At 43.5% G+C, this 19,308-nt stretch carries 19 protein-coding genes; 17 read left to right on the top strand and 2 right to left on the bottom strand.

Going from position 1 to position 19,308, the window contains the following annotated elements:
• Positions 1-10: 10 nt before the first annotated feature.
• From fliD to CSV74_RS13785, 16 genes are all read left to right on the top strand, one after another.
• Positions 11-1,576 (top strand): flagellar filament capping protein FliD, encoded by a 1,566-nt coding sequence (fliD, locus tag CSV74_RS13705; protein ID WP_099692122.1) that lies wholly within the window; start codon positions 11-13, stop codon positions 1,574-1,576.
• Positions 1,577-1,609: 33 nt separating this feature from the next.
• Positions 1,610-2,011, top strand: a complete 402-nt coding sequence (fliS, locus tag CSV74_RS13710; RefSeq protein ID WP_099692123.1) for a flagellar export chaperone FliS — start codon at positions 1,610-1,612, stop codon at positions 2,009-2,011.
• Positions 2,008-2,361 carry a flagellar protein FliT gene (fliT, locus tag CSV74_RS13715; RefSeq protein WP_099692124.1) on the top strand — a complete coding sequence of 118 codons (354 nt, stop codon included), beginning with the start codon at positions 2,008-2,010 and terminating at the stop codon, positions 2,359-2,361. The genes fliS and fliT overlap by 4 nt, the downstream gene beginning before the upstream one ends.
• A gap of 67 nt (positions 2,362-2,428) precedes the next feature.
• Positions 2,429-2,800, top strand: a complete 372-nt coding sequence (locus CSV74_RS13720; RefSeq protein ID WP_158231807.1) for a PilZ domain-containing protein — start codon at positions 2,429-2,431, stop codon at positions 2,798-2,800.
• A gap of 118 nt (positions 2,801-2,918) precedes the next feature.
• Complete coding sequence (hpf, locus tag CSV74_RS13725) at positions 2,919-3,473, top strand: ribosome hibernation-promoting factor, HPF/YfiA family (RefSeq protein WP_099692126.1); 555 nt, start codon at positions 2,919-2,921, stop codon at positions 3,471-3,473.
• Positions 3,474-4,199: 726 nt separating this feature from the next.
• Positions 4,200-6,698 (top strand): preprotein translocase subunit SecA, encoded by a 2,499-nt coding sequence (secA, locus tag CSV74_RS13730; protein ID WP_099692127.1) that lies wholly within the window; start codon positions 4,200-4,202, stop codon positions 6,696-6,698.
• Positions 6,699-6,731: 33 nt separating this feature from the next.
• A protein-coding gene (prfB, locus tag CSV74_RS13735) for a peptide chain release factor 2 (RefSeq protein WP_099671640.1) occupies positions 6,732-7,833 on the top strand; the annotation gives its coding sequence in 2 pieces (ribosomal slippage) (positions 6,732-6,803 and positions 6,805-7,833; 1,101 coding nt in all).
• A 1,101-nt stretch (positions 7,834-8,934) separates the two neighbouring features.
• Positions 8,935-9,279 carry a cytochrome c551 gene (cccB, locus tag CSV74_RS13745; protein ID WP_099692129.1) on the top strand — a complete coding sequence of 115 codons (345 nt, stop codon included), beginning with the start codon at positions 8,935-8,937 and terminating at the stop codon, positions 9,277-9,279.
• A 195-nt stretch (positions 9,280-9,474) separates the two neighbouring features.
• A complete protein-coding gene (gene ftsE / locus CSV74_RS13750; protein WP_029052503.1) occupies positions 9,475-10,161 on the top strand; it encodes a cell division ATP-binding protein FtsE in 687 nt (228 codons plus the stop codon).
• Positions 10,151-11,035, top strand: a complete 885-nt coding sequence (gene ftsX / locus CSV74_RS13755; protein ID WP_029052502.1) for a permease-like cell division protein FtsX — start codon at positions 10,151-10,153, stop codon at positions 11,033-11,035. The genes ftsE and ftsX overlap by 11 nt, the downstream gene beginning before the upstream one ends.
• A 25-nt stretch (positions 11,036-11,060) precedes the next feature.
• The gene (locus CSV74_RS13760; protein WP_233190956.1) at positions 11,061-12,389 is read left to right on the top strand and encodes a murein hydrolase activator EnvC family protein; all 1,329 of its coding nucleotides are present in this window, start codon (positions 11,061-11,063) and stop codon (positions 12,387-12,389) included.
• Positions 12,390-12,462: 73 nt separating this feature from the next.
• Positions 12,463-13,116, top strand: coding sequence for a hypothetical protein (locus tag CSV74_RS13765; protein WP_099692130.1), 654 nt, complete (start codon positions 12,463-12,465; stop codon positions 13,114-13,116).
• A complete protein-coding gene (locus CSV74_RS13770) occupies positions 13,113-13,700 on the top strand; it encodes a peroxiredoxin family protein (protein WP_099692131.1) in 588 nt (195 codons plus the stop codon). The genes CSV74_RS13765 and CSV74_RS13770 overlap by 4 nt, the downstream gene beginning before the upstream one ends.
• Positions 13,701-13,770: 70 nt before the next feature.
• Positions 13,771-15,198: a S41 family peptidase gene (locus CSV74_RS13775; RefSeq protein WP_029052499.1), complete on the top strand. Its 1,428-nt coding sequence runs from the start codon at positions 13,771-13,773 to the stop codon at positions 15,196-15,198.
• 174 nt (positions 15,199-15,372) lie between these two features.
• Positions 15,373-16,545 (top strand): PDZ domain-containing protein, encoded by a 1,173-nt coding sequence (locus CSV74_RS13780; RefSeq protein WP_099692132.1) that lies wholly within the window; start codon positions 15,373-15,375, stop codon positions 16,543-16,545.
• Between the two features lie 14 nt (positions 16,546-16,559).
• Complete coding sequence (locus tag CSV74_RS13785; RefSeq protein ID WP_029052497.1) at positions 16,560-16,811, top strand: CsbA family protein; 252 nt, start codon at positions 16,560-16,562, stop codon at positions 16,809-16,811.
• 112 nt (positions 16,812-16,923) lie between these two features.
• Here CSV74_RS13785 and CSV74_RS13790 read toward each other — a convergent pair whose 3' ends face one another.
• Entirely contained in the window at positions 16,924-17,226 is a 303-nt protein-coding gene (locus CSV74_RS13790; protein WP_029052496.1) for an AzlD domain-containing protein, read from the bottom strand.
• Positions 17,226-17,948 carry an AzlC family ABC transporter permease gene (locus tag CSV74_RS13795; RefSeq protein WP_233190958.1) on the bottom strand — a complete coding sequence of 241 codons (723 nt, stop codon included), beginning with the start codon at positions 17,946-17,948 and terminating at the stop codon, positions 17,226-17,228. The genes CSV74_RS13790 and CSV74_RS13795 overlap by 1 nt, the downstream gene beginning before the upstream one ends.
• A 107-nt stretch (positions 17,949-18,055) precedes the next feature.
• Here CSV74_RS13795 and CSV74_RS13800 point away from each other — a divergent pair, with 107 nt between their 5' ends.
• Positions 18,056-18,688: a TVP38/TMEM64 family protein gene (locus tag CSV74_RS13800; protein WP_099671626.1), complete on the top strand. Its 633-nt coding sequence runs from the start codon at positions 18,056-18,058 to the stop codon at positions 18,686-18,688.
• Positions 18,689-19,308: the final 620 nt, after the last annotated feature.

The following is a 19,308-nucleotide window of genomic DNA, read 5'->3' on the forward strand; positions in this document are numbered from 1 at the left end:
GTGAGGCACGATGAGAATCGGTGGATTAGCATCGGGAATCGATACAGAATCAATCATTAGAGACATGATGAAAGCGCATCGAATTCCTCTTGATAAAATTACACAAAAGAAACAATACACACAATGGCAACTGGACGACTACCGTTCCACGAACCGTGACTTAAGAAAATCAAGCGACAAGCTATTTGATACCGTCATGAAGCAGAGTACGTATATGAAGAAAAACGTTAGTGTATCTGATGAGAAGGCAGTTAGTATTACGGCTAAAGGTTCTACTTCTGACTTTTCGGGGACGATTGAAGTAAAACAATTGGCTACACAGGCTAATTTACAGAGTGGTGTGCTTAAAGGTGGCGGAACTGAGAAAATTAAAGAGGAAGATATTCAAAACAAGTCACTCAAAGCACTTGGACTGTTTACGGGTGATCAAGATCAATCCTTGATAATTAAAGTGCCAGGAGACGCACAAGCTATACCGCTCACAATTAAGCCTTCTGATAAACTCAGTGATGTTTTAAAGCAGATTAATGAAAAAACAGGTGCTAGCGCGTTTTATGATTCGGCAACAGGTAGAATAGCGATGAGTGCTAAGGAAAGCGGTAAAGGTTTAATCGAAGTTTCAGGTGAAACAAGCTTAGTAGAGAACCTAAAATTAAATGCTCCGAAGCCACCTGATCCGGATAATCCAGATGCTTTAGTTCCTCTTTTTGAACCTGAAGGACCTAGAGCATCGTATGGAGCAGATGCAAAATTCACCTTTAATGGTTTGGAAACAACACGACCTTCAAACACATTCACTATAAATGGATTTGAAGTTTCACTTAAACAAGCTACAACATCCCCAGTAACATTTAGTTCCTCTACAGATACTGATCAGGTTCTTGATTCAGTGGTAGAATTCGTCAATGATTATAATGAAATGATTGAAAAACTCAACAGTAAAATAAAAGAAAAACAATTTAAGTCTTTCCATCCACTATCCGCTGAACAAAAAGCCGATATGAAAGAAAAGGAAATTGAGCTGTGGGAAGAAAAAGCTATGAGCGGTACGTTAAAAGGTGATCCAGCACTTTCTTCTATGTTAAATAATTTACGTTCTATTATGTCTGCATCTGTAAACACTACTGATAAAGACGGTAAGAGTCTCGACAAAGAAGGAAAACAAATTACAATCAGTCTAAATGATTTAGGGATTGAAACAACAAGTAATTATTTAGATAACGGTAAATTGACGATAAATGAAGATAAATTACGTGCTAAAATTTCCGAAAATCCAAACGCAGTCTATGATTTAATTGGTGGAAAAGACAATGGGATTGCACAGAAGTACCGTACAGAATTACAAGACGCTCAAAAAAAGATTACCGTAAAAGCAGGTAGTTCTACAGCGGTCAATGATAGTTTTGCACTTGGTCGTTCTCTTAAAAACATGGACAAACAAATCGAGCGTTTTGAAACGAAACTTCAAATGATGGAAAGTCGTTACTGGAAACAGTTTAACGCAATGGAGCAGGCGATCCAGCGTGCAAATTCACAGTCTGCTCAGTTAATGAGTTCACTTGGCGGCGGCATGTAACGCAACTTAGCTAGAAAAAGGAGAATGACATAAATGGCTACTAACAACCCTTATGCAGCATATCAAACAAATGCGGTGACGACTTCGACACCTGGCGAGTTGACATTAATGCTTTATAACGGATGCCTCAAATTTATTCAGCAAGGAAAGATGGAGCTGGCTAAAGGTAATTTGGAGCAAAAGAATATTGCGATTCAAAAAGCACAAGCAATCGTGACTGAATTGATGCTGACGTTGGATACATCCTATGACGTATCCAAAAATATGCTCGTTCTGTACGAATTCGTAAATAGTCGCTTGATTGATGGCAATATCCAAAATGATCCAGCAATGTTTGAAGAAGCAGCAGGAATCATTACAGAATTTCGCGATACGTGGAAACAAGTCATCCAGATTAATCGTACGAAACAATACTCCAACGTGAGTGAGATATGATTCGACCTGCAATGACGATGTGGCGAGACCGTTCACTTCACTTGATTGCGCTTGTCCAGGTAGTAGATGAAGAAAAACGTGACGACGTGATCGAGCAAATCGACAAGATACTAAATGAACGTGACGTGTTGCAGTCACAAATAGTCCAGCCATTCACAGCGGAAGAAGATGAATTTGGTAAGGAATTGATTCGTTTGGAGAAAGATGTACAGACTAGTCTGGAACGCTTCACCAATACGATACGCACAAATATTTCACAATCCCAAGCCAAAAAAGAAAACATGAATAGCTATGTAAATCCATATGGTAAGATGTCTCAAGACGGTGCCTATTTTGATTCGAAGCACTGATGACCGGAAGAGAGGAATCTCTTTCGGTTTTTTTACATATAGGTATTCAGAAGAGGGGAATTATCCTATGCGTTATAATCGCCATGATTACTTTCGGTATTCATTCAATTCATACATACCGGCCACATTCCGAATTCAATTAAATAATGAAGAGAAAAGCCTGTCTAATGAAGGCCAATGTGAAATTTTAGATATTAGCACAGGCGGAGTAAAGTTTGTGACGCATCTAGATCTGCCTGTTCGTTCAGAAAATCTTGCATTGCAATTATTGTTTACAATCGTTAACCATCCCTTTGAAATCTTAGGGAATGTGGCTTGGAAAAATGAGACCGAATTTGGCTTTGAGTATGGATTCGAGTTTGGTGAAGATCAACAAGTGGATGCGCTGATTACGGAAGAATTAAAACATCATGCCCGAAAAGAGAAAGAAACAGAGTGAAATCAACAAATACCAGAAGTTTCTTTACAATTCCGCATATTTCATAAGTTTTAGAAAGGGATTTAAGGGTACTATGAAGAAGTAAGGTAGTGAGGGTTTAAACAAAGGAGGAGTTCATATGTTAGACTTCAATATTCGCGGTGAAAACGTCGAGGTTACTCCGGCGATCAGAGAGTACGTTGAAAAGAAAGTTGAGAAACTGGAGCGTTATTTCACTGAAGGTGTAAACGCTACAGCTAATGTTAACTTGAAAGTTTATAGTGATAAACAAACAAAAGTGGAAATTACGATTCCAATGAAGAATTTGACACTTCGCGCAGAGGAGCGTCACAACGATATGTATGCAGCGGTTGATTTAATCGTCGACAAGCTCGAGCGTCAAATTCGTAAATATAAAACACGTGTGAATCGTAAATCACGTGAGCGCGAAGGCGTAGCAGCTTTCTTCCAGTCAGTTGAAAGCAATAATACTCAAGAGCTCGAGGATGACGCGGAGTTCGACGTAGTGCGCACGAAGCAGTTCGATTTGAAGCCAATGGATCAAGAGGAAGCGATCCTTCAAATGAACATGCTAGGCCACAGTTTCTTCATCTTCACAGATGCAGATTCCGACGGCACGCACATCGTCTACAAGCGTAAAGATGGCAAATACGGCCTAATCGAAACAAATTAATAAGCACCCAAACAAGTCCAGCTTAGGCTGGGCTTGTTTTTTTCTTGAACAAAAGTGTTACCTACGGAGAGATAATTATTAAGTAGGAGGGGATTGAAGCTCCAGCTGGGGACGCTTTCCTGAGGGCGTGGCTTACTCAAGGAATTGTATAAAAGGACATGCTCCTAACGCTTCGCTTTTACTCGCAAAAGCCGTCCTTCGCTACGGCTCTCGCTGATCCATCGGGAGTCGCCCCCAGCTTCCGCTTCAATCCTAACTATATAGTGGAGGACGTATATCATTCACTTTCGATAGTATGTGAATGGGTAAAAACCTTGGACCTGGTTAAGTTTAAAGGTGGATCATGAACTATTATAGAAATGATTACTACCCCATATTCAATGGACTATAGAAAGTGTCACCCACTCAGATTGCAAGGGATTGGCGCGTAGGAGGGGCGACTCTGGGAGGATCAGCCCGATCAGGTAAGACCACTAAAGGAGCGCAGCGACTAGGGGGCTTACCGCGGGCCCATAAGACACGCGTCCCCTCTGAAGCGCCAATCCCTACCCCAACAGCACCTCCAGCCTATCCTACGCAAATTTAGGAAAAAAGATACAGCGCCTCATTTGCACCTAGCTTTTTACAATGCTAAAATGGACTATGACTCAAAAATACCTAGACAACGAACTTACAACTAGCAGGCGCGTCCTGCTAATTAAAGAAGCTATGAGGAAGTGACAATAAATGCTTGGCGTATTAAATAAAATGTTCGACCCAAACAAACGTGACCTAAAACGACTTGAGAAAATTGCCGATCAAGTAGAACTATTGGCTGACGACATGGAAAAGTTGTCTGACGAACAACTGACAGCCAAAACAGATGAATTCAAAGAACGCTACCAACAAGGCGAAACAATCGATGAACTGCAACCTGAAGCGTTTGCTGTCGTGCGTGAGGCCTCACGACGCGTGCTCGGACTCTACCCATTCCGCGTGCAAATTATGGGTGCTGCAGCGCTTAACGAAGGGAATATCGCAGAGATGAAGACCGGTGAGGGGAAGACATTGACTTCTACACTCGCCGTTTATTTAAATGCACTGACTTCCAAAGGCGTCCACGTAGTAACAGTCAACGAATACTTGGCTAGCCGTGACGCGGAAGAGATGGGGCAGTTGTATTCATTCCTCGGCCTGAACGTAGGCTTGAACTTGAACAGTCTCAGTAAAGAAGAGAAGCGCGAAGCGTATGAAGCAGACGTAACATACAGTACGAACAACGAACTCGGTTTCGACTATTTGCGTGACAACATGGTGTTGTATAATGAACATAAAGTACAGCGCCCGCTTCATTTCGCCGTAATTGACGAAGTCGACTCGATCTTAGTCGATGAAGCACGGACACCATTAATTATTTCCGGTCAGGCAGCGAAAGCGCAAGAATTATATCGCTTAGCTAACCGCTTTGTGATCACGCTGAAAAAAGAAGAAGATTATTCATTTGATGAGTCGACTAAAGGTGTTGTGTTGACCGAACAAGGTATCGAAGCGGCTGAGAAAGCGTTTAGTATCGACAACTTATTTGATCTACAACACGTAACGCTCAACCACGCAATCAATCAGTCATTGAAAGCGCATGTAAGTATGCATAATGACGTAGACTATGTGGTGGAAGAAGGCGAAGTGGTCATCGTTGACTCCTTCACGGGTCGTTTGATGAAAGGCCGTCGTTACAGTGATGGATTGCACCAAGCGATTGAAGCGAAGGAAGGACTTGAAGTTCAGAACGAGTCGATGACACTTGCAACGATTACGTTCCAGAACTATTTCCGTATGTATGAAAAGCTGTCCGGCATGACGGGTACAGCGAAAACTGAGGAAGAAGAGTTCCGCAATATCTATAATATGAACGTAATTGCGATTCCGACCAATCGACCGATTGCTCGTGATGACCGTCCAGACTTGATCTTTGCATCGATGGATGGAAAGTATAAAGCAGTAGCGGAAGATATTAGAGATCGACACAAAAAGGGCCAACCGGTGCTAGTTGGTACGGTTGCAATTGAGACATCAGAAATTATTTCAGCATTCTTGAAAAAATACGGTATTCCGCATAATGTCTTGAACGCGAAGAATCATGAGCGAGAAGCCGAAATCATTCAAGATGCTGGTAAAAAAGGTGCCGTAACGATCGCAACTAACATGGCCGGTCGTGGTACGGATATAAAACTGGGTGATCATATCCAGGACGTTGGCGGTTTAGCGGTCATCGGTACGGAGCGACATGAGTCACGACGTATTGATAATCAGCTCCGTGGACGTTCAGGACGTCAAGGAGACCCAGGTGTTACGCAGTTTTATCTTTCATTAGAAGATGAACTAATGCGACGTTTCGGTTCTGAGCAAATGAAGTCGATGATGACTAAACTCGGTATGGACGATGAAACGCCGATCCAATCAAAAATGGTGTCACGTTCAGTTGAGTCTGCTCAGAAACGGGTAGAGGGGAATAACTTTGATTCACGGAAACGCTTGTTGCAATATGATGATGTACTTCGTCAACAACGTGAAGTGATTTACAAAGAGCGTAATGAAGTACTTGGTTCAGAAAACATTCGCCCCCTTCTTGAAAATATGTTACATTCCGTGATTGAACGCGTAGTGGCGACCCACACTGCAGACAATACGGTGTATTCAAAAGGCTTGAAAGACTATCTGGAAGCAAACTTACTAGCTGAAGATACGGTAACGATCGAAGACTTAGAAAGTAAAACACCAGAAGAGTTGCAAACATTTATTCACGAATTGGTCATTGCGCGCTATAATGAGAAAGAGCAAGAAATGTCCGAAGAGCGTATGCGTGAATTTGAGAAGGTGGTCTTGTTGCGTGCGATTGATACCAAGTGGATGGATCATATCGATGCGATGGATCAGCTTCGTAACGGAATTCATTTACGTGCCTATGGACAGAGTGACCCACTTCGTGAATACCAAGCAGAAGGATTTGCAATGTTTGAAGATATGCTACTGGCCATTGAAAACGATGCGACAAAGTATGTCATGAAGGCAGAAATTCGCAATAATTTGGAGCGCGAAGAAGTAGCAAAAGGTCAAGCGAACAATCCGAAGGAAGACGGCGCGCCGGTTGCTAAAAAGCCGATCCGACGTACGGTCAATATCGGACGTAACGAACCTTGTCCGTGTGGTAGCGGCAAGAAGTACAAAAACTGCCACGGTAAAGCATAAAGAGAAACAACCACTCAGGAGGAAACAATTATGATAGAATTATCCGATGTTCGTAACGATCTCGACAAAACAGCTAAGAAATTAGCGGACTTTAGGGGGTCTCTTTGACTTAGAAAACAAAGAGGCTAGCATGCAAGAATTAGAAGAAATGATGATGGAGCCAGGGTTCTGGGATGACCAGGACGCAGCGCAGAAAGTTATTTCACAATCGAATGCATTGAAAGACATTGTAGGCGAATATAACGAATTGAACGAAATACAAGAGAATTTAGAGATGACGCTTGAACTTCTGCGAGAAGAAGCAGACGCAGAGTTACAAGAGGATCTTATTTCCGAATTAAAAGAGTTCAAAAAGAAGATGGAGCAATTTGATCTTCAAATGTTATTGAGCGATGAATTTGATAAAAATAGTGCAGTAGTTGAAATACACTCAGGCGCAGGCGGCACCGAGTCCCAAGACTGGGCGTCGATGTTGCTTCGCATGTACACTCGATGGGCTGAGCACCACGGCTTTAAAGTCGAAACTCTCGATTATCAAGCAGGTGACGAGGCGGGCGTGAAGTCTGTCACACTTGGCATCAAAGGGCATAATGCATATGGCTACTTGAAAGCAGAGAAAGGTGTGCACCGACTCGTTCGGATTTCACCATTTGATTCTTCAGGCAGACGCCATACATCATTCTCTTCTATTGAAGTCATGCCGGAATTTGATGGCGACATCGAATTGGATCTGAAGACGGAAGATATCAAAATTGATACGTATCGTTCAAGCGGTGCCGGCGGACAGCACGTTAACACGACGGACTCTGCTGTGCGTATGACTCACATTCCAACGGGTGCGATTGTTACGTGTCAGACGGAACGTTCGCAGATCAAGAACCGTGAGCGTGCGATGAATCTTTTGAAGGCGAAGATTTACCAGATTCGCGTGGAGGAAGAGGAAGCGCGCTTGGCGGATATCCGTGGCGAGCAGAAGGAAATCGGTTGGGGCAGTCAAATTCGTTCATATGTGTTCCATCCGTATTCGATGGTCAAGGATCATCGTACGAATGAGGAGACGGGTAACGTTAGTTCTGTGATGGATGGCGAGATCGACCAGTTTATCAATGCGTATTTGCGTTCGAGAATTTCTTAATTATACTTAAACAGCCGAGCAGGTCATTTTTTAATGACTTGGTTCGGCTGTTTTTTAATTAATTTGGGTAGGTTCATTGTGGATTTGGAGGTAGAGAGGCTGAATGGCTGTTGGGGTGAGGATTTACGCTACGGAGGGGACGCTTTCCTGAGGGCTCGCGGTGAGCCAACCAGGTCGCGAGCTCCCTCTTGGTTGTCTCACCTGTCGAGCCAACCAGGTCGCGAGCTCCCTCTTGGTTGTCTCACCTGTCGAGCTGATCCTCTGGGAGTCGCCCCTCCTACGCGTAAATCCCTACAATGTAAGTGGGTAGCAATTCGTGCGGTTCATTATTCGTTCGCTTGGCTGTTGGGGGGATTTGCGCTCTAGGCGGACGATTTCCCGAGGGCGTGGCTTGAGCCAAGCGAACAGCGAAGGGTTCGCTTTGCCGTATTTCTGCGTACTTTGAAGAAATTAAGGCACCTGTCCAGGGTCTCAAGGCACACGCTGATCCTCCGGGAGTCGCCGCCTGCCGCTCCAATCCCTACAATCCATCATAATCTGGCTTGGCTGTTCATTGTTAAAAGAAGTTACATGCGTATTGAGTTAAGGATTTAGGGAATATTATACTTTTAGCATTGTGTTGATACTTGTAAAAAAGTTCATGGAATGATTTTTTCTTGTTTAAAGTGAAAATGAATCAAGATAAATGAAAACTTGTTTTGTTTTTGTATATGTATGTGAGTTTTTGTCACATTTGCGTTTTAAATATTACAGAGAGGTTACAATATTACAGATTGTGACAAAGAACGATCTACATTGAACTAATTTTTCTGTAGAATTTTGTGGAAAGAGACTCCAGCTGCCGTGGAAATCTCCTCGTGGATGCTGAATGTATTCTCTATTTTCACCATTTAACAAGATATTATGTTTAAGAATCTGATGTTTGGTCAATACTATATATGTATTAACTACCAAAAGGGCTTTTTATGGCGTGAAATAGAAGGGGAACACAATTGTCCTGGATAGTTTGTAACTTTGTCATCTATTTTCACCATAATTCGGTTGTTATTTGGTATACTACTTGTTGTGTTAGAAAAATTTAAGTAAAAGGGAGGATATTACATGAAGAACAAACTATTAGCTACACTCTTCGGAGCAGCACTAGTTCTCGGCGCTTGTGGTGGAGGCGACGATAACGCTTCAGCGCCAAAAGATGACGCTGCAAACGACAACGGAGCAGCGACTACTGATGTAGATGCAGAAGCAGTTGTACAACAAAGCTGTGCATCATGTCACGGAGGAAACTTGGAAGGTGGAGCAGGTCCAGCACTAGACAAAGCTGGAGCTACACACTCTGAAGAAGAAATCCATGATATTATCATTAACGGTAAAGGCGCTATGCCTCCTGGTATTATTCAAGGCGAAGAAGCAGACGCAGTTGCTGCTTGGTTAGCTGAAAAGAAATAATGAGAATTCCGATCGTCTCCAAGATTTTCTTGGGGCGATCTTTTTTTGTACATAAATCCGTAAAACACACTATTTTTTACTATTATGCTTGCTTGATCAATTGATACATAATTGTAATACTTGGTAGAGGAAAGCCCATGCTATAATTAAAATGGCGAATATGAGAGAAAAACAAAATTCAGGTGGTTATGATGTATGATTGTAATGAAAAATGTATACAAAAAGTACCCGAATGGTGTTGTAGCCTCTAACGGAATTCATGTCGAAATCGAAAAAGGGGAATTTGTATATGTTGTCGGGCCGAGTGGGGCAGGTAAATCCACGTTCATTAAAATGATGTATCGTGAAGAAGTCCCGTCTAGTGGACTGATTTACTTCAACAATACGGAACTGACAAAAATGCATAGAAAAGACGTCCCTTATTTGAGAAGACAAATTGGCGTAGTATTTCAAGATTTTAAACTACTGCCGAAGCTGACTGTCTACGAAAATATTGCGTATGCGCTAGAGGTAATTGAAGAATCACCGAGCGTCATACGTCAAAAAGTGACAGAGGTGCTGAAATTAGTAGGGCTCACCAGAAAAACTAGAATGTTTCCAAATGAACTGTCAGGTGGAGAACAGCAACGCGTGTCGATTGCACGATCGATCGTCAATCAACCGAAGCTTGTCATTGCCGACGAACCGACAGGGAATTTAGATCCAGAGACTTCATGGGAAATCATGAAGATTTTTGAACGAATAAATGCACAAGGCACAACGATCATTATGGCTACACATAATAAAGATATTGTGGATAATCAACCACATCGCGTGATACAGATCGAAGGCGGACTCATCACACGAGATGAGCACGAAGGAGAATACTCCAATGAAATCTAGAACAGTACGACGTCATATTCGGGAAAGTTTCAAAAGTCTTAGTCGAAACGGCTGGATGACCTTTGCATCAGTTAGCGCTGTGACCGTGACTTTATTATTGATTGGCGTATTCATCGTCATTATGATGAACTTAAATCAACTGGCGGATAACATCGAAAACGATGTGGAGATTAAAGTCGTCGCGGAACCAGGAGCGAGTGAAGTAGAAGTCCAGGAACTATTGAAGGAAGTTAAAGAAACCCCAGGTGTTGCCGAAGTCAAGTATTCCTCACGCAAACAGGAATTGGAGCGAATGATTCAATCATTCGGTGATGAGTTAGCGCTCTACAAACAAGACAATCCCCTCGGTGATGCATTATATGTTAAAGCGGATGATCCGAAAAACACGGCATCCATCGCCAATGAAATCTCAACGTACACGTATACTTTTGACGTGGAGTACGGTGAAGGTAAAGTAGAAAAACTTTTCAACGTCTTAAAAATAGGACGGAACGTCGGACTAGGCTTAATATTGGCCTTGCTGTTTACTGCCATGTTCCTCATATCGAACACGATTCGACTCACCATTGTGGCGAGGCGGACAGAAATCGATATTATGAAACTGGTCGGTGCAACAGATAGTTTCGTGCGGATTCCTTTCATGCTCGAAGGCGTGTGGCTTGGAATTTTTGGCGCGGTTCTTCCGATGACGCTCATGACAATATTTTATTCGAAATTGTATGATTTCTGGGAAGGTCGTTTGCAAAATCAATTATTCCATTTGCTCGATCCTAACCCGTTCCTATTACAATTAAACTTTTTACTACTATTCGTCGCCGTCTTTATTGGTGTCTGGGGTAGTTTCATGTCAGTTAGGAAATTCTTAAAATCGTAATTTTTACTAAGGGGAGAACACGGATTTGATAAAAAGACATAGAATCATTTCAAGTGTCCTTGCGGTTTGTTTGCTTACCACAACGGTTGGAAGTGCAGACGTATTCGCGGACTCTCTGAAAGATTTGCAGAATGAAAAAAATGCAGCAGAAATGAAGAAGAAAAATTTAGATTCGACTATTCAAAAGAAAGAGATTCAAATACAGGAGAAGCAGTCAAAAGTAGATGTGCTGATTACTCAAATCAAAAAATTGAATGACAAGATTGAAGAAACCAATCAAAATTTGGATCGAATCATTGCAGAAATGAATCAGACTAAAATTGAAATTGATGAACTTCAAGCGTCTATTAAAGAATTAGAGAATCGGATCGAACAACGAGACGAGGTATTGCGTGAGCGTGTTCGCGTTATGCAAGTCAAGGGGAATAAAGTCAGTTATTTGGACGTACTTCTTGGTGCTAACAGTTTCGCAGATTTCATTGATCGTTTCTCGGCAGTATCTACATTAATGGATGCAGATCGAAAAATCATTCAACAGCAAGAAGAAGATATGGCGTTGCTTGAAGAAGAAAAGAAACTTGTAGAGCAGAAGTTAGCTGAACAAGAAGAACGCAAGCAAAAAATTCAAGCAATGAAAGACGAATTGGATGAACAAAAGCTCGAAAAAAGAGATGTTGTCAATGAGCTTGAAAAGAGTCAGGAAAAACTATCAAGTGAAAAAGGCGCATTGGAAGAAGAATATAGCGATACGGTAGCATTCAGTTCAAAACTCGAAAAGAAAATTATCGCAGAACAAAATCGTTTAGCGGAAGTCGCTCGTAAAGAGCAAGCGAGAAAGCACAAGTTGCAGCAAGAAAGATTGGCAGCACAAGCAGCGGCTGCAGCAAATAGCCGTTCAGGTGCATCTTCAAGTTCAAGTGCCGCTCCACCCGTCTCCAGCGGATCGTGGACAAAACCGACAACGGGTAGATTCAGTTCAGGATTCGGCTGGCGGACTCATCCGATATCGAAAGTGAAAAAACAACACCGTGGAATGGATATTAGCGCCCCTACAGGCACTCCGGTTGTAGCAGCAGGAGATGGCGTCGTATCGTACGCGGGCACTATGGAAGGATTCGGTAACGTGGTTATGATCACGCACTCCATGAACGGTCAAATTTTGACGACGGTCTATGGTCACCTCTCAACGATTGGTACAAGCTCAGGACAATCTGTCGATAAAGGTCAGTTAATCGGAGCAGTCGGTTCGACAGGTTACTCTACAGGACCACATTTGCACTTTGAAGTGCACGTAGGAAACTTCTCTGCAAAAGGTCCGAGTGCAGTCAACCCGTTGCATTACGTTTCTTTTTAATATAGCATGAAATGAAAACCTGCCTGAAAAGGTGGGTTTTCATACGTTCATAGAAAGAATAGGAGGATTGACGATGCCGGTTACGCAGTATTATCCAATCGGTTCCATTACAATGCCTTCGTCATGGATTGCGTTCATTGTGGGTTTCATAGTTACCTATCTACTCATTCGCTTATACTTTGGGAAAGTACATGGTGCACGAATTGGTGATCTATTTTTCAATGTTGTAATCATCTGGAAATTATCAGTGATTTTAACAGATTTCTCTATGGTCATAAAAAATCCACTCTCTATTCTTTATTTTCACGGGGGAACGTTTGGCTGGATACTCGGGCTCGTCGTAGCTGGTTTATGGACGCTCCGGCAAGTATATAAAGAGAAGTGGAAGCGTATCGATAAATGGTCGCTATTGCTCGCATTGATTTGCTGGCAAGCTGTCTATCAAATCGCTATGGCCTTTCTAAATGAAGGCAGTCTGGTAGTGAAAAGCGCAACAATTGTATTATTTGTCGCCATCTTTGTGTTGTCATGGTGGAGTGAACGAAAGAATGTCAATACAGTGAGCGAACTTGCTAGTGTTTTGATAGCGGTTCATTTTCTCGTATCCGCCATTCAAGGAAATCTACTGAATACAGCATTCATCACGACTATTTTCATCGGATTGTTCCTATGGAGAATAGAGAGAGTTGCGGCACAACCGAATAGCGGAAAGGAAGAGGTAGAGTGAGTAAGAAGACGCTTGGCTATATCATCACGGTATTAATTATCGGTGCATTAATCTTCATTATGGTACAAAATACAGTTGGACAGAAAGATCCGGTGGAAGCACCGATCACACAAGTACATCCTGAAGATGCATTGCAAGGGGAAGAGGAAGGTTTGGAGCAATATTCACCTGCACCGGACTTTACACTTGAAACACTTGCTGGCGAAACGGTGACGCTTTCCGAGTTGAAAGGTAAGAAAGTTATTTTGAACTTCTGGGCGACGTGGTGTCCTCCATGTAAAGCAGAAATGCCGCATATGGAAAGTTTTTATTCGAAACTAACGGATGAAGACCAAGTAGAACTTATCGCCGTTAACGTTACGGAATCCGAGAGGCGTGGTTTAGGGGAAGTGGAAAAGTTTGTGAATTCTTATGAATTAAGCTTCCCGATACCGCTAGATAAAAAGGCGGAAGTCACACAAAAATATGGTGTGATGTCGATGCCTACAACGTATATGATTGATACGCAAGGGCGTATTGCACAAAAAGTCATTGGTCCATTAGATGAAAAATCATTGAATGAATTAGTTGATTCCATGGACTGAAAAAAGAGTCTGTTCTCGTGTCGTAACTTCTTGTCTCCCTTCATATAGTGAAGAGAGGAGGAGGTTATGAATGCGTAAGAGCAGGCTTTTTTTGGTGGGGGTGTTATTACTAATCGGCGTCATATGGCTAAATGGCTGCGGTAAGGAAGAAGCTGCAAAGAATGAGTCGATCAGTAAGTTGCCTGTAGTGGATGAGGTGTTTGAAAAGATCCAGGAGAGAGCTGTATACCCGGTGAAAAAGGACGAGCTGATTGAAGGGGCATTGCGTGGTATGACCGATACAATCGGCGATCCGTATTCGACGTATCTGACCGGGCAGGAAGCGGAGTCTCATCGGGAATCACTAGCAGGATCACGTGTAGGGATCGGTGCGGAAATGACACGGACGAACGGCAAGTATGTTATCGTAGCCCCAATTAAAGGGGGACCAGCAGAAAAGGCAGGATTACTGCCGTATGACGAAATTGTGCGTGTCAACGGGGAACGTTTGGCCAATGAAACGTTACGCGATGTAGTGAATATGATACGCGGTGATAAAGGAACAGAAGTGAAGTTGACGATCTTTCGACCTGAAGCGGATAAGCATATGGAATACACGATCACACGCGATCATATGCCCGTGCAGTCTGTGTCGCATCAGCTGATTAAAGAACGGGATGCTAAGCTGGGGTACATAGCGCTAAGCATGTTTGGTGAAGAGACCGCAAAAGAGTGGCAAAAGGCTACGTCTGACGTCATCAAAAAAGGTGCCCAGGCTATCATCATCGATCTCCGAGGTAATCCAGGCGGCTATTTGAAGGCAGTATCTGAAATTTCCAGTAGTCTATTAGAAGAAGATCGAACGTTCGTCGTAATGCAAGATGCACAGGGGAATTTGACGCCTGTCTCAACAGAGAAAGACGAGAAGCTTTCATTCAATGAACGCTTGAAACAAATACCGGTTGTCGTCATACAAGACGTCGGCAGCGCATCGGCTAGTGAAGTATTGAGTGCAGCAATCAAAGATCTAAAACGTGGTGAGATCATCGGCACAACAAGTTTCGGAAAAGGAACGGTGCAGGAAACGATGGAATTATCGAACGGCGGAGAATTGAAGCTGTCGACGAGTAAGTGGTTGACGCCTAAAGAGAAATGGATTCATGGTAAAGGGGTCACAGCGGATATTGAAGTAAAACAGCACACGTTATTCACAGAGCACTTGCAGATGGTGACGGACACGATGAAAGAAGGGCATTTCAATGATCAAGTAGCTTATGCGCAACGCATGCTCAAAGCGTTTGATCACCGTCCAGGTAGAACGGATGGCTACTTCGATCGTGAAACGGCAGAAGCTGTGCAAGCATTCCGTGCGGAGTATGAAATCAAAGAAGGCTATGATATGGACAGAGAATTCTTTACTGCATTGAAAACAGCTGCAGAAGAATATCGAGCAGAACGAAAGAACGACAAACAGTTGCGAATGGCGGTCGATTTCCTCGTCAATGAACTGGAAAAATAATAGTAGAGGCGGTTCGGCAAGGTCTTGGCAACAGGACACTCGCGGACAGCCTCTTTTTTTGTTGTGCAATTTAGCTTAAATTGGAACTTCCTTAAGAACTCTCTCGCTATTTTCTTTCTTTTTTTGTACAATGAAGAAAAGAGCTGTAAAGATAAGCGAGAAAGGTGACAGAAGATGTCTAGCGAACTATTACTCAATTTACAAGAAGCATTACTTTACTTTTTTCTTAATCCAGTCTGGCTAATCGCTTTAGTGGCTGCCTATATGCTGGGCAGTAAACGGGTAAGCCGCGAACGAACAGATTTCAATGTGGGCATAAACAAAGGTTCCACTGAAATGAAACACATTCTTTCAGTAGGTTGGTTGCACGGTCTCGTCCTGTCGATTCTAATCGCAGGTGTAGGGTTGATCGTCGACTTTAACTGGATCATCATTTTATCCGTTATCATGTTGCTCGTTATTGTCTCATTCTCTTATAAACTAGCATCACCGATCTACTATGTTACTCTCGCGTTTTTTGCGCTATGGGCATTGGATCGTTTTGCAGGAGACTTTTCAATCGGCACATGGTTCGTTCTAGAAGATCTGGACTTCTTCGGTACATTAGCCATAACGGTACCGATTATTGCAGGGTTGTTGTTAATTTCGGAAGGCTTATTGGTTCGTCGTCACGCGGCACGTCATACGTCTCCAACATACGTTCCGACTCAGCGCGGAATGCGTGGGGCAATTTATCAGTCGAAATTACTTTGGCTCGTGCCTGTTGTATTTTTAGTACCTGGACATATGGTGGCGGAATATGCTCCATACTGGCCACAATTCACATTAGGTTCAGAGCAATTTTCATTCATTCCGGTACCTCTAGTGATTGGATTTTCGCAACTGGTACGTTCTACGTTCCCAGACGTGCTGCTTCCTAAGATGGGAAAAGCAATCGCTTGGCTTGGTGTAGCTGTCGTGCTTGTAGGTATTGGTGCGATCTGGATGCCAGTACTTGGTTGGGCTGCATTAATCGCGGGTGTTCTATGCCGTATCTTGTTGAGCGCTATGATTTCACTATCAGAACGCAACAGGCAAGTGTTGTTAGTGCCTCAATCGGAAGGTGTATATGTAGTAGCCGTTCTTGCCGATTCACCAGCAGAGAAGATGGGCATTGTTCCAGGTGATTTAATCAAGTCGGTGAACGGGATCTCGATTCATAATGAAGATCAACTGTATGATGCCATCCAAGTCAACGCTGCACATTGTCGTTTACAAGTAATCGGCCGCGATCAAGAGGTACGCCTCAAGCAACAAGTGCTGTTCCGTCATGACCACTTCCGTCTAGGTATTGTGGTTGTACGATAAAAGGGGAGAACAATATGCATGATTTCGAAACGAAGTTGATGTTTGCGATGTTGTTGCCAGGGATTTTAGTTGTATTTTTTACGCGCGTGACATTTCATCACGTCGTTGGATTAATTTTGACAGTATCTCTCATTGCAGCTTCCGTCTATGCAGGATATACGCATAACTGGATGTTGTATGTGGCGGATGCAGTGTCATTGACAGTAGGTTTTTGGTTTGCGTCGCGTATGGTGAAGAATGCGCGACTGAATCAAGCCGAGGAATGAAGAAAAGCGGTTTTCAAAGAGCATATATGCTTTGAAAACCGCTTTTTTGTTACGAATACTAGCTAGTAGCTGTTTTAATTGTCTGCGCTGTGGGGAATAGTGAGAGTAAGAGTTAAAATAAACTGTAGACAGCGAGGGTGGCAATTGTACCAATCACGACAAACATTACGTCGAGGCCGATGAACGCTAAAGCGAACGCTGTGACAGCACCTATTATGCCAAAGAGAATATCATCTTGGATATGTAAAATAGCCGGGAAAATAAGTGCACCAAGTACTGCATAGGGAATGTTGCGTAACACGCCGCTAACAATTGGCGGCAATTCCTTGCCATCGAGAATGGTCAACGGAATCATTCGAGGCACGTATGTCGCGATAGCCATGCCGAGCAACATCCACCAATAAGTAGAGCCCATCAGTTTTCCTCCTTCTGTTCAGTAAAGCGTTCGACGTTTTTATTACTCTTTACATATAGAATCTCAACAAAGATAGCGGAAGCGAGCGTCGCGACCAATATCGACCATCCAGTAGACAATAGATGCGTGTAATAGAGCACGCAATGAATGGCTGCTGCGATCGCTGCGAGCAACACCACTTTGCGATTGCCTTTCATAGACGGGACGAGCAAGCCGATGAACATTGCATACAGCGCGACAGACATTGCTTGTTGTAGAAATTGCGGCAAGTTGGCCCCAATGACGTGACCTACCGCTGTGAAGATCACCCAACTGCTATAGGCGATCAAAGCAACACCGAATGCGAAGGCGGTCGTGATCTGTCGATTCTGTTGTGTGGCGAGAACGGAAAATGTTTCATCGGTGATTCCGAAAGCATAAATAGCCTTCTTCCATTTAGGTGCGGGTTCCACTTTTTCACTTAGAGCAGCCGTCATGAGGAAGTGCCGGATATTGACGATAAATGTATTCGTCACGATGAGCCACGGAGCAACGCCAGTCGCAAGTAAACTAAGCGCCATATACTGAGCCGCTCCTGCGTAGACGAATAGACTCATTGCAGTTGCTTCGATAATAGAGAGGCCGGTCGTTTTAGCGAGCAGTCCGAACGTCAGCGCAACGGGAAAGTAGCCGATCGCAATGCTCAATCCTGCTTTCAGGCCATGAGAAAAGGTTGTATTCACTAGGCAGCCCATCTTTCTTTTACCAATCTAGGAGCTAGTATACTATAATTCAACATATTCTACAGCATTATGACTAAAAATTATGAAAACCAGTGAGGGTGTCAGTGATGAATGAATGGCTAACAATTGATAAAGTGGAAGATTTGGCAGAGGAGTATGAGGCGCTAGGTTTTTTGATGGGATTAATTCCGACGTTTTTGGAAGCATTCCTACCGTTCCTGCCGCTCTTCGTATTTGTCATTGCCAATGCCATCGCGTTCGGTTTTTGGCTAGGCTTTGCACTTTCCTGGGCGGGAACCGTAGCGGGTTCGTATGTCGTGTTCTTGCTCGTCCGTAGATTTGGCGGCAACAAGTTCTTCTCGTTCCTGACGCGTCCTAAAAAAGTACAACAGCTGATTCAATGGGTAGAGCGTAATGGCTTTGGTCCGTTGTTTGTCTTAATTTGTTTTCCGTTTACTCCTTCTGCTTTGGTGAATCTCGTGGCGGGCTTGTCGAATATGAATAAGAAGAATTATTTGTTCGTGTTGATGCTTGGTAAGCTCGTGATGATTATGATGATTACGTTTATCGGCTATGATGTGCGAGCGCTCGTTACGCAGCCGATCCGGACGTTGATTATGTTTGTTGTGATTTTCTTGCTGTGGTTGGTAGGGAAATGGTTTGAGCGTAGGCTGACGCGGAAGGTGGAGGACGATTTTAGGAGTTTTTCTAGTGTGCATGGTAATGGTGAAAAAGAATAGAGGTTAACGGTTCCTGTCTCTCTTTTCTTTCGGTACAATGGAAGAAAGAGTGGCGGGATTTTTTGATCGGAATTACAGAGTGGGTGGCACTGTTGATCAGCGTGGTTCTGGTCATTGTGTCATGGATAAATCCTTCTTACAGAAAGTTAAAGCGAATACAAAAGATATTTGATATTGGGGCGTTGCTCGATTGGTTGTTGGGTACTGAAGCCACTGAGTGTCTGCTTTCTAGACCCGCACAGGCACGTGGGGGATTGCCTACAGCCAGGAGCCAGCTGGCGGTAGTGCTGCCAGTTGTCTCCTGGCCACGGCCTACCCCGCAGTTGTGCCTGCGCTGCTGAGTGGTATTTATTTTGGTTGTGGTTCTTAGAATGATCCATTGCGTAGCTTACCCGACCTACAAACACCGTTGGCAGAGAGACTAGGCGGCTTCGGGTCTCTGGCACTTTTGGTTGGGGGCGTTGCTCGACTGGTTGTTGGATGCTGAAGTCGCTGAGTGTCTGGTTTCTAGACCCGCACAGGCACGTGGGGGATTGCCTACAGCCAGGAGCCAGCTGGCGGTGGTGCTGCCAGTTGTCTCATGGCCACGGCCTACCCCGCAGTTGTGCCTGTGCTACTGA

Origin of the sequence: Sporosarcina sp. P19, from assembly GCF_002743165.1 — a bacterium.
Lineage (GTDB): Bacteria > Bacillota > Bacilli > Bacillales_A > Planococcaceae > Sporosarcina > Sporosarcina ureae.

What these genes read in the sequence shown, in the direction of transcription:
- fliD (WP_099692122.1), top strand. Translation starts at nt 11, where the DNA reads ATGAGAATCGGTGGATTAGCATCGGGAATCGATACAGAATCAATCATT.
- fliS (WP_099692123.1), top strand. Translation starts at nt 1,610, where the DNA reads ATGGCTACTAACAACCCTTATGCAGCATATCAAACAAATGCGGTGACG.
- fliT (WP_099692124.1), top strand. Translation starts at nt 2,008, where the DNA reads ATGATTCGACCTGCAATGACGATGTGGCGAGACCGTTCACTTCACTTG.
- CSV74_RS13720 (WP_158231807.1), top strand. Translation starts at nt 2,429, where the DNA reads ATGCGTTATAATCGCCATGATTACTTTCGGTATTCATTCAATTCATAC.
- hpf (WP_099692126.1), top strand. Translation starts at nt 2,919, where the DNA reads ATGTTAGACTTCAATATTCGCGGTGAAAACGTCGAGGTTACTCCGGCG.
- secA (WP_099692127.1), top strand. Translation starts at nt 4,200, where the DNA reads ATGCTTGGCGTATTAAATAAAATGTTCGACCCAAACAAACGTGACCTA.
- cccB (WP_099692129.1), top strand. Translation starts at nt 8,935, where the DNA reads ATGAAGAACAAACTATTAGCTACACTCTTCGGAGCAGCACTAGTTCTC.
- ftsE (WP_029052503.1), top strand. Translation starts at nt 9,475, where the DNA reads ATGATTGTAATGAAAAATGTATACAAAAAGTACCCGAATGGTGTTGTA.
- ftsX (WP_029052502.1), top strand. Translation starts at nt 10,151, where the DNA reads ATGAAATCTAGAACAGTACGACGTCATATTCGGGAAAGTTTCAAAAGT.
- CSV74_RS13765 (WP_099692130.1), top strand. Translation starts at nt 12,463, where the DNA reads ATGCCGGTTACGCAGTATTATCCAATCGGTTCCATTACAATGCCTTCG.
- CSV74_RS13775 (WP_029052499.1), top strand. Translation starts at nt 13,771, where the DNA reads ATGCGTAAGAGCAGGCTTTTTTTGGTGGGGGTGTTATTACTAATCGGC.
- CSV74_RS13780 (WP_099692132.1), top strand. Translation starts at nt 15,373, where the DNA reads ATGTCTAGCGAACTATTACTCAATTTACAAGAAGCATTACTTTACTTT.
- CSV74_RS13785 (WP_029052497.1), top strand. Translation starts at nt 16,560, where the DNA reads ATGCATGATTTCGAAACGAAGTTGATGTTTGCGATGTTGTTGCCAGGG.
- CSV74_RS13790 (WP_029052496.1), bottom strand. Translation starts at nt 17,226, where the DNA reads ATGGGCTCTACTTATTGGTGGATGTTGCTCGGCATGGCTATCGCGACA.
- CSV74_RS13800 (WP_099671626.1), top strand. Translation starts at nt 18,056, where the DNA reads ATGAATGAATGGCTAACAATTGATAAAGTGGAAGATTTGGCAGAGGAG.